The sequence below is a fragment of the Methylobacterium crusticola genome (assembly GCF_003574465.1).
Classification (GTDB): Bacteria; Pseudomonadota; Alphaproteobacteria; order Rhizobiales; family Beijerinckiaceae; genus Methylobacterium; species Methylobacterium crusticola.
Map to the genome: position 1 here is coordinate 23965 of NZ_QOWC01000025.1, position 15033 is coordinate 38997.

The window sequence follows — 15033 nt, forward strand, 5'->3', positions numbered from 1 at the left end:
GCCCTGCCGGGGCGGCACCCTGGCGGGGCCGCACCCCGCCGGGAGGCCCTGCGTCCGGCCGGCCGGGCCGTGGCCTTCAGGCCGCGCCGGCGGGCGCCCAGGGCTCGCCGGCCCGCAGGCACGCCGCGAGGGCGCCGGCGTAGACGGCCAGCAGCGCCTCTCCCTTGCGGGCGTCGGCGCGCCGCGCGTCGCCGGCGACGCCGCGCGGGGTGAACTCGCTGAAGGAGCGCGGCCGGCGCAGGGTCGGCAGCAGCCAGGCGGCGACGTCGAAGGCCGGCCCGTGCGCCTCGGGCAGCCGCGCCCCGTCCACGAGGTTTGGCTCGAGCGCCATCATCATCGAGGTCTCCGCCTCGCAGGCATGCATCAGGCCGTCCTGATCCTCGAGGAGTGCGCGCGCCGCCTCGGTCCCGTCCATGAAGTAGGTCGCGGTGGCGACCGGCGCGTCGAGCTCGCGGGTCAGCTCGACCGTGAGCGCGGCGAGCGCGGCGATGTTGCCGCCATGGCCGTTGACGAGGACGATGCGCCGGAAGCCCGCCCGCAGGATCGAGCCGCACAGGTCGCGCAGCAGCGCGTGGTAGGTGGGGAGGCTCAGGCTGAAGGTGCCGCCGAGCGCGACGTGGTGCTCGGCGAGCCCGCACCAGAGCGTCGGCGCCACCACGACCGGGAGGTCCGGGGCGAGGAGGCCCGCGGCCCGCCGGCACACGGCGCCGCACAGGATGTCGTCGACGCCGGTCGGCAGGTGCGGCCCGTGCTGCTCCGTCGAGGCCACCGGCAGCAGCACCACGGCGTCGCGGGCGGCGAGCGCCCGCAGGGCCTCGGCGGAGAGGCGGTTCCAGGCGGTCTCGGTCATGGGGATCTCCTCGGTGGGGCGCCGGCCAGAACGGCCGGCGGCGCGCCGCCGTCAAGAGCCGCGGCGCCGGCCGGCTCCCGGCGGCGTCCGCCCCGCCGCGGCGCCGGCCCACCGTGGCGCCGGCCGGCGACGTAATACTGAGGTAATATGAGGGCTCTAATCCGTCCGCGGCGCTATTCGCGGCCGCAAATCGGGAGCATAGGCTAGGCCCGACCCGAGGCAGATCTGGCGCCAGACAAGGAATGTTTTTTCCGGGCTCACGCTACCTCGAGCCAAGGGGGATGATGTGGCTGACCAGAGAGAGACTTCGACCTTCGGCAGGATCTTTCGCCACACCGAACCGACCTATCGGGCCTACCTGCTCGATGAGAGCGACAAGATCGTGTGGGCCGAACTGATCGCCGCCCGGGATGACGACGACGCGGTGAGCTTCGCCCACGGGATGATGGAGAACCACGCCATCGAGCTGTGGGACCGCGCCCGCTTCATCACGCGGCTCGAGGTGCCGACGCCGCGGCGGGCCGCCTGATCGGGGGCCGGCGGCGCGCCGACGCCGGGCGTCCGGCGCCGGTGCTCCGCCCCGGGATCGCGAGATCGTCTCGCCCATGACGGCAGCGCCGGGCAGAGGATGCCGGGCGGTCCGACGTATCATTCAAATCAATGATTTGTCTGACTTACGACTGTGGCCTGCCCACCATGCAGTCGCTGCCATCCTTAGAATGCTCAAAAATAGGAGTTTTCATTCTTCTACTTAAGTGGTAGGTTCCGGATCAGTCCAAGCCGCCGCGTGGCGGCGCATGAGCTTGGACACACTTCAGAAAAACATTGTGGAGAGTTGCATGCGCAAGTTCAGCTTGATCGCGGCCGCCTTTGCGCTGGCAACGGGTGCGTTCTGGATGACGATGCTGACTTCCCCGCCGAAGTCGCAGGCGAAGATCGCAGCCGGCATCGACACGCGCGAGCTGACCCTCAAGCTCAACCTCGATCGCGGCGCGACCTACGATCCCTACTGAGCGCCGCCGCGGGTCGCCGCGCGCCGCATCAGGCCGCAGCGCGCGCGCCCCGGCCGCAACGTCGCCGGGCACTCCGCGTTCTCGAGCGCCGGGAGGCGGCCCGAAGGCGCCGCTCGGGCGGCCGGCGAGGCCACGAGGGCGAACGCGGCGCCCCGGGAATCCCGGCACTGCACGACCCAGCTCCCGCCGGGGACCTGGCGGGACCCCATCGGCACCTCGCCGCCCGCCCGGGTCACGCGCTCCACCGCGCCCGGCGACGGTGAAGTCGTAGAGCCGGAACGGCGCCGGGAGGGCCCCGGGCCTCGTCATCATGCCGCCGAGGGCCGGGCGCGACCGGGGCGGGCGCCTCGCCCGGGGGCGCGAACAGCATGAACGGCGCGCCCTGCGGATCGGCGACGACCGCGCAGCGGCCGATGCCCGAGGTGTCGGCCGGGGCCCGGTGGACGCTGCCGCCGTCCCGCGCGACCGCCGCGTCGGATGGCCTCTCGGACGGTGGGTTCAACCGGAGCCCGGCCCTCGGCGCGGATCCCGGCCGATCCGAGGTGCCGCGCCTGACGGACCGCCGGGCCCACGGCGCGCCGGGAACCCGGGCACGGGGGTGCATCGCCGCCATCCGAACGTATAGGTTGGTTCGCCACGCGCACCGTGGCTTCCTCGCCGGGGTCGACGGGCCGCGGCGCCGGCGGGCCCGCGGCGGTCCCGGGTCCGCGGCCGGCCCCGGCGCGCCCTCCGTCGCGCCCGGTCGCTCCGGCTGGCCGTGCCAACACCGTTCAGCGAGGACATCATGTCGACCAGCACCGTCGCCGACCTGATCGCCGAGACCCTGCAGCAGGTCGGCGTCGCGCGCATCTACGGCATCGTGGGCGACAGCCTCAACGGGCTCACCGAGGCCCTGCGCCGGCGCGGCACCATCGACTGGGTCCACGTCCGGCACGAGGAGGCCGCCGCCTTCGCGGCGGCCGGCGAGGCGCAGGTCACCGGCCGGCTCGCGGTCTGCGCCGGATCCTGCGGGCCCGGCAACCTGCACCTCATCAACGGCCTCTACGACGCCCAGCGCACCCGGACCCCGGTGCTGGCCATCGCGGCGCAGATCCCCTCGGCCGAGATCGGCGGCGGCTACTTCCAGGAGACGCACCCCCAGACCCTGTTCCAGGAGTGCAGCGTCTACTGCGAGCTGGTGTCGGACCCCGCCCAGATGCCCTACGTCCTGGAGAACGCCATCCGGGCGGCGGTCGGCCGGCGCGGCGTCGCCGTCGTGGTGGTGCCGGGCGACGTGGCGCTCCGGCCGGCCCCGCGCCGGGGCATCGCCCCCAATGCCGGCCTGCTGCCGCCGGTCCCCGTCGTCACCCCCGGCGAGGCCGAGCTCGACGCGCTCGCCCGCCTCCTCGACGGGGCCGAGCGCGTCACCCTGTTCTGCGGCCGCGGCTGCGCCGGCGCCCGTGCCGGGCTCATGCGGCTCGCCGAGACGCTCAAGAGCCCCATCGTGCACGCGCTCGGCGGCAAGGAGCACGTCGAGTTCGACAACCCCTACGACGTCGGCATGACGGGCTTCATCGGCTTCGCGTCGGGCTACGAGGCCATGCACGCCTGCGACGTGCTCCTGATGCTGGGCACCGACTTCCCCTACAAGCAGTTCCTGCCCGCCGACGCCCGGATCGCCCAGGTCGACATCCGCCCCGAGAACCTCGGGCGCCGCTGCCGGCTCGACCTCGGCCTCGTCGGGGACGTCGGCGCGACCATCGCGGGCCTGCTCCCGCGGCTGACGCCCAGGACCGACCGGGCGCACCTCGACGACAGCCTCGCGCGCTACCGCCGCGCCCGCCAGGGGCTCGACCAGCTCGCGCAGGGGACGCCCGGGCGCACGCCGATCCATCCGCAGTACCTGGCGCGGCTGGTGAGCGAGGCGGCGGCGGACGACGCGGTCTTCACCTTCGACGTCGGCACGCCGACGATCTGGGCGGCGCGCTACCTGACGATGAACGGGCGCCGGCGCCTCGTGGGGTCGCTGTCGCACGGCTCGATGGCCAACGCCCTGCCGCAGGCCCTCGGCGTGCAGGCGGCGCAGCCCGGGCGGCAGGTCGTGTCGCTCTCGGGCGACGGCGGCTTCACCATGCTGATGGGCGACCTGATCACGCTGAAGCAGATGAGCCTGCCCGTGAAGGTCGTGATCTTCAACAACGGCACGCTCGGGTTCGTCGCCCTGGAGATGAAGGCGGCGGGCTTCGTCGAGCTCGGCACGGCGCTGGAGAACCCGGACTTCGCCGCCATGGCCCGCGCCATGGGGATCCACGGCGTGCGGGTCGAGGACCCGGGCGATCTCCCGGACGCGGTGGCGTCGGTGCTGGCCCATGACGGACCGGCGCTCCTCGACGTGGTCACGGCCACGCAGGAGCTCTCGATGCCGCCGACCATCGGGCTCGAGCAGGTCAAGGGCTTCGGCCTCTGGCTCATCCGCGCCGTGATGAGCGGGCGCGGCGACGAGGTGGTCGACCTCGCCAGGACCAACCTCCTGCCCCGCTGAGGCGGCGCGCACCGGGCTGTCCTCGTCCGGGGCGGACCGCCGCCGCGGCGGCCGGGCAGGGGGGCCGCCCGGTCTCGGTCGGGCGGCCCCGGGGACACGGCCTGCGCCCGCCCGGGGTCGGCGAGGCGGGCCCGTCAGCCCGGGACGAGGCCCGGCCGGTCGGCGGGGAAGCGGCGCAGCACCGCCGGATCGACGTTCAGGTGCTGGGCGACGAGGTCGGCCGGCGTGTGGGTCAGCCAGTCGGACAGGCTGATCTCCTGGTACTCGCCGGTCCGGAACACCGCGAGGAAGATCAGGTCGGTGCTGCCCGTGTTCTTGACGTAGTGGCCGTTGCTCTTGCGGACGTAGCCGATGTCGCCGGCCCGGAAATCCGCCGTCTGCGCCCGCGGGCCTGCGTCGAAGACCGTCATGCGCCCCTCGCCCTGCACGTAGTACTGCCACTCGTCGGCGTTGGGGTGCCAGTGCATCTCCCGCATCGCGCCCGGCCTGATCACCTCGACGGCGGCCGCGATGGTCTTCGAGATCCTGAAGGTCCGGCTGTCGGCCATCTGCAGGCGCCCGGACGCGTTCTCGCGCACCGGCGTGCTCGCCTCGAGCGAGAAGGTGAAGGGCTCGGGCGGCGCGCCGCCCGCGGCCACCTGCGCCTGGTCGGCCGGCAGCGGCCCCGGCTCGCGCCCCTGGAAGATCCAGAGGTCGGTGAGGGGGATCGACGCGAAGGTGGCAGCCGGCACGCCGAAGTTCAGCGCGAGGTCCTCGGGCGGGGTGTGGGCGAGCCAGTCGGTCAGGAGCAGCGTGCCGTACTCGGACTGGCTGCCGTCGTCGAAGACGATGAGGAACTCGCACCCCTCCGGCCCGAGCCCCTGGAGGGAGTGGGGCATCCCGGCCGGGAAGTACCAGAGATCGCCCCGGCGGACGTCCTGCACGACGGCGCGCCCGCCCGCATCGAGCACGGTGATGCGGCAGCGCCCGTTGGTCACGTAGGCCCACTCGGCGGCGAGGTGCCAGTGCATCTCCCGGATGCCGCCGGCATCGAGCCGCATGTTCACGCCCGAGACCGTGGTCGAGATCGCGAAGTCGGCCTGCGTGACCTGGCGCGCCCAGCCGCCGCGCTGGATGCGCTTGTGGGCCGTGTTGAAGGAGGACCAGAAGGTCGGCATGTCGCCGACATCGGTCGCCGGCGGGTTCTGCGCGGACGGGAACTGCGCCGCGAGGGGCGGGCTCCGGGGGCCGGGATCGGCGAGGGCCCCGGGGCTCGCGTTGACGGCGCCCTGCGGCGGCGCGTCGGGGTTCCCGAAGGAGGCGGCGCGGCCCGGCGTGGCGGCGGCGAGGCTCCCCGTGGCCGCGAGGGCGAGGATGCTGCGTCGGGAGAGAGGGTCCATGACAGGTCCTTATCCGGGGGTGACCCGGGGCTGGCAGGCCGGCGCGCCGGACGGGCGGCGCGCACCCGCGGACGGCAAGCAGGTGCGCGCCCGGAGAGGCGGCGCGATGTCGCGTGACGGTCGTGTGCGGAAGCGCGCGTGTTCGAGGCCGGAGGGCCTCGGAATGTCTGGCCTGTGCTACGACGGGAAAGAATAGACCGGCCCGATCCCCGATCAATCATCCCGACGTATGAGGCGATCACCCGGCCGGATCGCCGCCGGCCCGCATCCTGCCAGCCGGAGCCTCGCTGCGCGGATGCGCGTGCGCGGCCTCCCGCCGGAGGGCAGGGCGGGGCCGAGACGGCGCCGGGCGCGCAGGCGCAGCCGCGCCCGACGGGACCGCGTCGGGAGCGGTCGGCGGCCCTGGGTGGTCTTTCGCCCGCACCCCCGATCGGCGAGGATTCGGGCATGACCTGGGACGACGTGCTCGCAAGCGGCCTGACGCTGCCCGGCATGGAGGCTTCGACCTCCTACGGCACACCCGCCCTCAAGGTGAGGGGCAGGCTCGTGACGCGCCTGCGTACCGAGGATGACAGCCTCGTTCTCCACGGCGTCCCGCCGGACGAGCGCGAGGTGCTGATGGCGGTCGACCCCCGGGTCTTCCACGTCACGCCCCACTACGCCGGGCATCCAGCGGTTCTGGCTCGGTTGGCGGCCTTGGAGCCTGAGCGGCTCTGGCCCTTCCTGGTGCGTCGCTGGCGGGAGGTGGCGCCCAGGCGCGCCGTCGCCGGCTTCGACGCAGCGCGGGTCGGGGAGTGACGGATCGGGAGGCCGCACCCGTCGGCTCCGACCGCGGCGGGCTCCCGCCGCACGCCCTCGGCCTGTCCACGAAGGTGTCGAGGCAGGCCGGGGCCGCATCCCGCGGGGCCGGGAGCGAAATGCCCGCCGAGGCGCGCCGACGGCTGCGCGGTCGCGCCGGCCCTCAATGAAGTTCGTAGCAGTTTGAGATGACCCGCGGGTTTCTCGTCACGTCGTACAGATTGGAGCACTGGACAAGAAAGTTCACATCCTTCTTGCGAAACAAGATCACCGTGGAGCGGCTGTCGAAGGTTCCAACGTACCCGGCAACGTCCCAGCCCTCGGCGAGGAGACGCCCGATGGTTCGAGGCGGCTCGGCTGCCGACACGCCGCTCCAGACGCAGAGACCGAACAGGCCGAGCCAGTACCGCATCGCAATCCTCCACATCCGGCACCCGCGCGGGGAGCCGCTCTCGATCGCCCGGGACCAGCCTCGACCCCGGTCCCGACGAGGATTCCAACCCGCCGGCGGCTGCCCCGGCCGCTGCCCGTCCCGGATCCCTTCGATCCGCGTCGGCGTCCCACCGAGCCTGGACCCGGCGCGGGCCCGCCGGAGCACGGCATCGCCGAAGACCGGACAGGCGCGGATGACGGCCTCCTGCCGGTCCGTTCCGCGCGCCTCAGGCCGCGGCGACGATCCCGACGACGGACGCGAGGTCCGGCAGAGCGATGTCGGGCATCCGTTCCTCCTGCGGCGACGCACCTCGCGGGCCGCGGGCCAAGGCGTCCCCACCGGGCTCAACGCGCCGCGATCGGGTTTCGCGCCGCGGGACGGGAAGCCGGGTCGCTCGCAACCCGGAGGGCCTCCGCCCGCGCCCCGATCGGCCGGGCACGGCGTCGATGCCGGCATCGGCACGGGTCGTCAGATCGGCGCCACGCCGCTCAGGTAGGGATCGACGGGCGGCTCGGCCGGCACCGCGAGCCGAAGGGTCTCGCGCCCCGCCGCCCGGGCGATCCAGGCAGGGCCGCCCACCTGCTTGCGGATCGACGCGTCCGTCCGCGTCGAGACGAGGCCGTAGATCGGCCGCCGGCCGTAGCCGGGCGCGGCGTCACCGAATGCCCAGGCCAGGTTGCCGTAGGTCGAGGGGTCGCGGCCGTCCAGGCTCAACCGGTCATTGAGGTAGCACGCGGTCGCCCAGCCCGTCTCCGGGCTCGGCGTCATCGCGATCACGCGCTTGGCCCAGTACATGCGCAGGTTGTTGTGCATCCAGCCATCGAGCAGGTACTGCTTCTGGCACGCGTTCCAGGTCTCGTCGGCGGTCTCGCCCGCCACCAGCGCGGCCAGGGTCTCGAGCTCGGGTCGCGCGTCGCCGGCGTGCTCCGCCAGTTCGCGGCGGGCCCAGGCCGGCACGCGGGCGAAGCTCTCCGGCACGGGCATGGTGCGGGCCTTGTAGTGGAACCACTCGCGCCAGGTTCCCAGCTCGTCCAGGAACTTGCCGCGGGCGTCCGGCTCGACGTCGGCGGCCTGGGCCGCGGCCACGATCTCCCGCGGGCCGACCACGCCGAAATGGAGGTACGGCGACAGGGTGCTCGCGCCCTCGGGCCGGCTCGCATTGTTGCGCGCGCCGGCATAGGCCGGCAGAACCTCGTCCCGCAGCCGCACGAGCCGCGCGGCCACCTCGGCCCGGGTCGCCGGGAACAGGGCGGATGGCGGCAGGGCGTGGTCGATCGCGCAGGTCGCCACCAGGGCGTCGAGGGCCGGGTCGTCGAGGTCGGCGAGCAGGTCGGGCTCGTAGGGCAGCGGACCCGCGTAGGGGCCGGCGTCGGAGACCTCGTCCACCCAGCCGTACCAGGTCTCACGGACCCGCTCGTGACGCCGGCGGAAGGCGGAGGTCGTGCCGACCCCCTGCTCGATCGCGGCCGGCGGCACGACGCAGGCGGCGTTGACGGCGAAGACCGCGCCCTGCGCCCGGGCGGCGAAGCGCTCCGCCTGCCACTGCGCCACGAACGCGGGCTGGTCCTCCAGCACCACGGCGGCGGCGTGCTCGGCGAGGCGGTAGACGAGACCGCGCTCGCGCTTGGCCGCCCGGTCGACGAACTGGACGCAGGAGAGCCCGCGGGCGCGGCACTCGCGTCCGAGGTCCCGCGATGCGCCGAGGACGAAGCGGTGCAGGCGGTCCGAGGCGAACGGGTAATCCTCCCGCACGCCGTGATAGACGAGGACCGGCAGGCCGTGGGCGTTGCCGAGGCGGATGGCGGCGTCGATGACGGGGTTGTCGACGGCGCGCAGCGCCTGCTGGAGCCAGCACAGAACGTAGCGCGAAGCCCTGACGGGCCGGGCGGCATTCAGGGCGCGGACGCGGGGTGCTTCACGCCAGTTCGCGAGGGTCGGCGGCAGATCGTGATCCATGCGGCTCGAACGGGCGGGACCGCGCGCGGGTTCAAGGTCCGCCGAGCGGCATTTTTGCGCGACCCTGCGTCGGGCGGGCGACCGCGCGGCCCCGCCCCGACGTCGCGATCCGCGAGGCCGGCGGGCACCGGCCCGGCGGCGCTAGCCTCGGCTTCCCGCCATGCCGGCCCCGGCCCCGGCCCCTTGACGTGCGGATCCTGGCCCCGCGCCGGCAAGCAGGATCCCGGGTCGAGAGCTCGGGTCCCCGTCCTCGCGCGCGGCACGCTCCGGCAGGTCCGCCGGGTGGCGCGATCCGCACGGTGGTGTAGGAGGGTGCGACACCTCGGCGGTGTCGCGTCGTTCTCGTTGTGCGGGTCGCAGTCCATGCGGGCAAGCCGGTCGTGGTGAGGTTCCGGCTCATCGGGTGCCTGGCGGTGGTCGCCGCCCTGTCGACGCTCCCGACCGCGGCACGCGCGCAGACGCCGGCGCCCGGCTTCGGCGGCCTGGCGCTCAGCCGCGACGTCGACCTGCGCCTGCGGACGATCCGCGACCGGTCGGACGACCTGGCAGCGGCGGCGGCCGACGTCCCCGCGGCGACCGCCAGGGCGGCGGCGGTGCTCGTCGCCGACGAGGGAGCGACGCCGGCCGGCCTGGTCGCGCGCCTTCTCCTCCTCTGGCTCGGCGGCTGGCTGTCCGAGCGGCTGTTCTGGCGCTGGTCCGCCCCCTGGACGCACCGGATCGTCGACAGCCCGCTGGAGAGCGCGCGGCAGAGGCTCCGGGCGCAGGCCCGGCGCCTCCTGTTCGCCCAGAGCCTCGTCCTGAGCTTCGCGGCCGGTGCCTGCCTCGCCTACCTCGTCGCCGCGCCGCCGGGCGCGGCGGGCGTCATGGCGCTCGACACGCTCCTGGCCATCCTGGCCGTGCGCAGTGCGCGCGTCGTCGGCCGCTTCCTGTTCGCGCCCGGCGGCCCGCGGCTGCGTCTCGTGGCCCTGCCCACGAAGGCGGCGTGGCGTGCCCAGCACGGGCTCACCGTACTGGCGGCGACCGTGGCGGCGGGGCTGCTGTGGACGGCCCTGCTGCGGCTGGGCGGCGCGGCGCCGGCGACGACCGACGCGGTGACGAGCCTGACGCTGCTCGTCGCCGCGCTGCTGGTGCCGGTCGTCGTGGGCGCGGTCGTGCGATCGTCGCGGGAGGCCGAGCGGCGCTCGCCCCGCCCGGTCGCCGTCGCCCTGGCGCTCGTTCCGGCCTCCTCGTGGCTGCTGGCGCAGTCCGGCCTGTCCAGTGCCGCCTGGGCCGTGCTGGTGCTGGGCCTCGCGCCGGCCGTCTCGCTGGCCCTGGGGGACGCGGCCCGGACGGTCGCGTTCGGACCCAACCGCACCGGCGCGCTGACGCGCGAGGAGCGCATCGTCGCGCGGGCCGCCCGCAACGTCGCCCTGATCGCGGCCCTGCTGCTCCTCGTCGAGGGCCTTCCCGGGGCGGAAGGGGGCCTGGGCCTGACCGTGACCGCCGAGGTCGTGTCCGCCCTGCTGATCCTGCTCGGGACGGACCTCGTCTGGCAGGTCATCCGCAGCCTCATCGACCGGGGCCTCGCCCACGTGGGCGACGATCCGCGCGCCGACCGCCTCGCCACGGTCCTGCCCGCCATCCGCACGGTCGTGCTCGTCGCCCTCTCGGTCACGGCGGCCCTGAGCATCGCCTCCGCCTTCGGCCTGCAGATCGGCCCCCTCCTGGCGGGCGCGGGCGTGGTCGGCCTGACGATCGGGTTCGGCGCCCAGGCGCTGGTGCGCGACGTCATCGCGGGCTTCTTCCTGCTGCTGGACGATGCCTTCCGGGTGGGCGAGACCATCGAGAGCGGCAACCTGCAAGGTCAGGTCGAGGCGTTCTCGTTGCGCTCCGTCCGGCTGCGCGACGACAACGGACACATGCACACGGTCGCGTTCGGCGAATTGAAGGCCGTGACCAACTTCTCACGGGACTGGGCGGGGCTGGAGGTGCCGGTCTACGTGCCCCACGGCGTGGCCTACGAGGCGGCCGCGGGCCTGATCCAGGCGGCGATCGCCGGCGTCGAGGCCGACGAGGCGCTGAGCGCCGTGCTGACGGTGCCCCCGAGGTTTCTGGGCGCAACCGGCCTGTCGGAGACGTCCGTCCGGCTCGCGGTGCTGATCCGCACGGTTCCCGGCAGCCAGGCCAGGGTGCGCTCGGAGCTGCTGCGCCGCGTCCTCGCGGGCGCGGCCGCCGCGGACGTCCCGCTCGGCTCAAGCCTGCGCACCGGGTGAGCGCGCGGCGGCCGCCGCGGCGTGGCGGCCGGAAGGCGGCGCGCGGCCGGATCCGGCCCCCGCCGGCGGCCGGGGACGCGAAGGCCGCCCCGCCGCCCGCGCCTTGCTCGTCCCGCGGGTTCGGCTACCCTTGCCCGAAACGGGACCGGGAGGACGGCATGGCGAGGGGGCGTGGCGCCGCGCACGCGGCGGTCGGGATCGCGATCCTGCTTGGCGCGACGCCGCCGGGCTCGGCGCAGGAGGGCCGCCCGCCGCCGGACGCCCCGGTCATCGGGGCGAGCCGGGGCCTGCCCTCCGCCGCGCGCATCGACCAGGCCAGCGTTCCCGGCCTGGCAGGCCCCGGCGAGATCATCGTCGACGTCTGGGGCATCCCGCACATCTACGCCGCCGACGAGCGCGACCTCTTCCTGCTCCAGGGCTTCAACGCCGCCCGCGACCGCCTCTGGCAGATCGACCTCTGGCGCAAGCGCGGCCTCGGGCGCCTCGCCAAGGATTTCGGCCCGGCCTACGTCGAGCAGGACCGTGCGCTCCGGCTCTTCACCTACCGCGGCGACATGGATGCCGAGTGGGCCGCCTACGGCCCGAAGGCCCGCAGCTACGCCGAGGCCTTCGTGGCCGGCGTCAACGCCTACGTCGCCGACGTGCAGGCCGGGCGCCTGCCGCTGCCGATGGAGTTCAAGCTCGCCTCGACCATGCCCGACCTGTGGTCGGCCGAGGACGTGGTGCGCATCCGCTCCCACGGGCTCACCCGCAACGTCGCCTCGGAGGTGAAGCGGGCCCTCGTCGCCTGTGCGGCCGGCCTCGACGCCGACCGCCTGCGCGTCAAGCTCGAGCCCGACTGGACGCCGAAGGTGCCGGACGGCCTCGATCCCTGCGCGGTGCCCAGGGATGTGCTCAAGCTCTACGACCTTGCGACGCGGCCGGTCTCCTTCGCGGAACCGTCGAGGAAGCAGGCGGTGCTGCACGACCCCGACGCCTTCCTGGCGCGCGCCGACGCGGCGCGCGACGCGATCGGCTCGAACAACTGGGTGGTCGCGCCCGAGCGCACCGCCACGGGCCGCCCGATCCTCGCCAACGATCCCCACCGCGAGCACAGCGTGCCCTCGCTGCGCTACATCGTCGGGCTGCACGCCCCCGGTCTCGACGTGGTCGGTGCCGGCGAGCCGGCGCTGCCGGGGATCTCGATCGGCCACAACGGCACGATCGCGTTCGGGCTGACCATCTTCAACGTCGACCAGGAGGATCTCTACGTCTACGAGCTGAACCCGGACGACCCCAACCAGTACCGGTGGCAGGGCGGCTGGGAGGCCATGCGGGTCGTGCACGAGCCCGAGGCCGTGAAGGGCGAGGCGCCGCGCACGTTCGTGCTGGCATTCACCCGCCACGGCCCCGTCGTCGCGGTGGACGAGGCCAACCACCGCGCCTTCGCGATCCGCTCGGTCTGGTTCGAGCCGGGCACCTCGGCCTATTTCGGCTCGTCCGACTACATGACGGCGAAGAACTGGGACGGCTTCCTGGCCGCCATGCGCCGCTGGGGCGCCCCGTCCGAGAACCAGGTGTACGCCGACGTGAGCGGCAACATCGGCTGGGTTCCCGGCGCGAAGACGCCGCGGCGCACGACCTACGACGGGCTGCTGCCGGTGCCCGGCGACGGGCGCTACGAGTGGCAGGGCTTCCTCGGCCTCGACGACCTGCCGCGGGCCTACAAGCCCGAGGCGGGCTGGCTTGCGACCGCCAACCAGATGAACCTGCCGCCGGGCTACCCCGTCGACCAGAGGCGGGTCGGCTTCGAGTGGTCGGATCAGGCACGCTGGCAACGGATCGCGGAGGTGCTCTCGCGCAAGGCGAAGCTGACGCTCGCGGACGCGATGGCGTTGCAGAACGACGACACCGCGATGCAGGGGCGCCGGCTGGTCGCGGTCCTGCGGACGCTCTCGTCGAGCGATCCCGCGCAGGCGCGGGGCCTCGAGCTGATGAAGGCCTGGGACGCCCGCGACGCGGCCGACAGCGCGGCCGCGGCGGTCTACGAGGTCTGGATCGCCCGGCACCTCGGGCCGGCCTTCGTGGCGGCGCTCGCCCCGAAGGCGGCCGGGATCATCGGCAACGACGTGGCGCTCGGCACGGTCATCGACGCGAGCGAGGCGCCGGCGCGATGGTTCGCGGGCGACGATCCGTCCGGCGCGCGCGACGCCGCCCTCCTGGCGAGCCTGGGCGCCGCGGTCAGCGAGGTGCAGGAGCGCCTCGGGCCCGATCCGGCGACCTGGGCCTGGGGCAGGCTGCACAAGGCGCAGTTCGATCATGCGCTCGCGCCGCTGGCGGACGCGCAGATGCGGCCGCAGCTCACCGTGGGGCCCCTCGTGCTGTCGGGCGCGAGCAACGTTCCGCACGCGGCGTCCTATCGCAAGAGCGACTACCGGCTGACCGCCGGCGCATCGTTCCGGATGGTCCTGGACGTCGGCAACTGGGACGCGAGCCGGGCGATCAACGCGCCGGGCCAATCGGGCGACCCGCTGAGCGGGCACTACCGCGACCTCGCCCCGCTCTGGGCGACGGGCCGCTACGTTCCGCTCCTTTACACGCGTCCGGCCGTCGAGGCGGCGGCAGGCGAGGTCCTGCGCCTCACGCCGCGGTGACCGTCGCGGGCGCTCCCCGGATGGCGGGCCGCGCGGGGGGGCCTCACGAACCGCGGGGCGCTGCTGCCGCGCCCGGCGTCGCGCGGCGCCCCGCGGGCCGGTCGCCGTCGGCCAGGCGATAGAACCTCTCCGCCGTGCCGCGCAGCAAGGCGTGCTGCTCGGCAGGCGCGTACGAGGCGATCAGCCGCTTGAACGCGTTCCAGATCACCACGTAGCTGTAGGAGCCCTTGTCGACCGGAAAATTGCTCTCGAACATGCAGCGCCCGGGACCGAAGGTCTCGATCAGCGTCTCGACGTAGGGCGCGATGGCGCGCGCCACCTCCTCCGACGAGGGCGGGGTCGGGCGGTCGTGGAAGCCGAAGCCCCACAGGCGCATGCCGAAGCCGCCGATCTTGGCGAAGACGTTGTCGGCACGGGCGAGCGCGGCGATCCCGCGGCGCCACTCCACGAAGGCCTGCTCGCGACGGCCGGCGTAGGGACCCATGCCGATCGCACCGCCGGAATGGTTCATCACGATGCCCAGTCCGGGAGCGGCCTGCGCGGCGTCCAGCAATTCGGCCAGCTGCGTGTGCAGCACCCAGGTCTCGAAGCCCAGCCCCTCGGCGGCCAGCACCGCCAGGCCGCGCCGGAAGCGCGCGTCCTCCAGCAGGCGGGGCGGCGGGCTGGCCACCGTCCCCTTCACGGCGGGATCGGGATGCCACGCCGCGATCTGGCGAAGCCCGCGGAAGCGGCCGCGCCCCGCCTCGCGCATCGCGTCGGTCACCTCCCGGAGGCGATCGCCGAGGCGCAGGTCGGCGTGGCCGACGATCCCGGCGCAGACCCTCGGACCGCCGCGTGCCGCGCAGGCCTCGCCGGTCGCGGCCGCGAACGCGACCTCCCCGACCGGCCTCAGGTGCTCGGGACCGTCCCGGTGGTAATGGGCGTGACACTCGAGGTAGACGGTGGCGTCGACCCGGTGCCCTGCGGCCGCGTCCTCCAGGAACGCGTCCAGCAGGTAGGGGGCGCCGCCCCGGCTCCAGAGATGATGGTGGGGATCGACGATCGGGAGCTCGGGCAGGAGCGCCGCCTCGACGTGCCGGTCGAGCCACTCGGAGCGTGTCGGCACGATCGCCTCCGGTTCGCGTGCGGAGGGTGCCGTCACGATCGGCCCGGCGCCATGAACAACCTCCATCCGGCTCCCGAGGGCGGATCGACGCCG

At 74.3% G+C, this 15033-nt stretch carries 11 protein-coding genes; 6 read left to right on the forward strand and 5 right to left on the reverse strand.

The features are described from left to right. Window positions 1-76: 76 nt before the first annotated feature. On the reverse strand, window positions 77-850 hold the full coding sequence (locus DT057_RS14080; protein WP_128562733.1) for a creatininase family protein: 774 nt from the start codon (window positions 848-850) through the stop codon (window positions 77-79). A 286-nt stretch (window positions 851-1136) separates the two neighbouring features. Here DT057_RS14080 and DT057_RS14085 point away from each other — a divergent pair, with 286 nt between their 5' ends. The 3 genes from DT057_RS14085 to poxB all read left to right on the forward strand — a co-directional run bounded on the left by DT057_RS14085 (window position 1137) and on the right by poxB (window position 4384). Continuing rightward, window positions 1137-1379 carry a hypothetical protein gene (locus DT057_RS14085; RefSeq protein ID WP_128562734.1) on the forward strand — a complete coding sequence of 81 codons (243 nt, stop codon included), beginning with the start codon at window positions 1137-1139 and terminating at the stop codon, window positions 1377-1379. Window positions 1380-1689: 310 nt separating this feature from the next. Then, on the forward strand, window positions 1690-1863 hold the full coding sequence (locus DT057_RS36150) for a hypothetical protein (RefSeq protein WP_203236276.1): 174 nt from the start codon (window positions 1690-1692) through the stop codon (window positions 1861-1863). Between the two features lie 784 nt (window positions 1864-2647). Continuing rightward, complete coding sequence (gene poxB, locus DT057_RS14090) at window positions 2648-4384, forward strand: ubiquinone-dependent pyruvate dehydrogenase (RefSeq protein ID WP_128562735.1); 1737 nt, start codon at window positions 2648-2650, stop codon at window positions 4382-4384. Window positions 4385-4518: 134 nt separating this feature from the next. Here poxB and DT057_RS14095 read toward each other — a convergent pair whose 3' ends face one another. Next, window positions 4519-5763 (reverse strand): cupin domain-containing protein, encoded by a 1245-nt coding sequence (locus DT057_RS14095; protein ID WP_128562736.1) that lies wholly within the window; start codon window positions 5761-5763, stop codon window positions 4519-4521. A gap of 447 nt (window positions 5764-6210) precedes the next feature. On the opposite strand from DT057_RS14095, the gene DT057_RS14100 reads away from it, so the two are divergent. Then, window positions 6211-6561: an MmcQ/YjbR family DNA-binding protein gene (locus tag DT057_RS14100; RefSeq protein WP_128562737.1), complete on the forward strand. Its 351-nt coding sequence runs from the start codon at window positions 6211-6213 to the stop codon at window positions 6559-6561. Between the two features lie 163 nt (window positions 6562-6724). Here DT057_RS14100 and DT057_RS14105 read toward each other — a convergent pair whose 3' ends face one another. Further along, on the reverse strand, window positions 6725-6973 hold the full coding sequence (locus tag DT057_RS14105) for a hypothetical protein (protein WP_128562738.1): 249 nt from the start codon (window positions 6971-6973) through the stop codon (window positions 6725-6727). 489 nt (window positions 6974-7462) lie between these two features. Continuing rightward, window positions 7463-8950: a deoxyribodipyrimidine photo-lyase gene (locus DT057_RS14110; protein ID WP_128562739.1), complete on the reverse strand. Its 1488-nt coding sequence runs from the start codon at window positions 8948-8950 to the stop codon at window positions 7463-7465. 383 nt (window positions 8951-9333) lie between these two features. Here DT057_RS14110 and DT057_RS14115 point away from each other — a divergent pair, with 383 nt between their 5' ends. Further along, entirely contained in the window at window positions 9334-11202 is a 1869-nt protein-coding gene (locus tag DT057_RS14115) for a mechanosensitive ion channel family protein (RefSeq protein ID WP_128562740.1), read from the forward strand. A 158-nt stretch (window positions 11203-11360) separates the two neighbouring features. Continuing rightward, the gene (locus tag DT057_RS14120) at window positions 11361-13835 is read left to right on the forward strand and encodes a penicillin acylase family protein (RefSeq protein WP_128562741.1); all 2475 of its coding nucleotides are present in this window, start codon (window positions 11361-11363) and stop codon (window positions 13833-13835) included. 43 nt (window positions 13836-13878) lie between these two features. On the opposite strand, the gene DT057_RS14125 is transcribed toward DT057_RS14120, so the two are convergent. Next, complete coding sequence (locus tag DT057_RS14125; RefSeq protein WP_238312993.1) at window positions 13879-14940, reverse strand: amidohydrolase family protein; 1062 nt, start codon at window positions 14938-14940, stop codon at window positions 13879-13881. Between the last annotated feature and the right edge of the window lie 93 nt (window positions 14941-15033).

Coding starts and splice junctions, on each gene's coding strand:
- DT057_RS14080 (WP_128562733.1), bottom strand. CDS start 850: ATGACCGAGACCGCCTGGAACCGCCTCTCCGCCGAGGCCCTGCGGGCG.
- DT057_RS36150 (WP_203236276.1), top strand. CDS start 1,690: ATGCGCAAGTTCAGCTTGATCGCGGCCGCCTTTGCGCTGGCAACGGGT.
- poxB (WP_128562735.1), top strand. CDS start 2,648: ATGTCGACCAGCACCGTCGCCGACCTGATCGCCGAGACCCTGCAGCAG.
- DT057_RS14095 (WP_128562736.1), bottom strand. CDS start 5,763: ATGGACCCTCTCTCCCGACGCAGCATCCTCGCCCTCGCGGCCACGGGG.
- DT057_RS14100 (WP_128562737.1), top strand. CDS start 6,211: ATGACCTGGGACGACGTGCTCGCAAGCGGCCTGACGCTGCCCGGCATG.
- DT057_RS14105 (WP_128562738.1), bottom strand. CDS start 6,973: ATGCGGTACTGGCTCGGCCTGTTCGGTCTCTGCGTCTGGAGCGGCGTG.
- DT057_RS14110 (WP_128562739.1), bottom strand. CDS start 8,950: ATGGATCACGATCTGCCGCCGACCCTCGCGAACTGGCGTGAAGCACCC.
- DT057_RS14120 (WP_128562741.1), top strand. CDS start 11,361: ATGGCGAGGGGGCGTGGCGCCGCGCACGCGGCGGTCGGGATCGCGATC.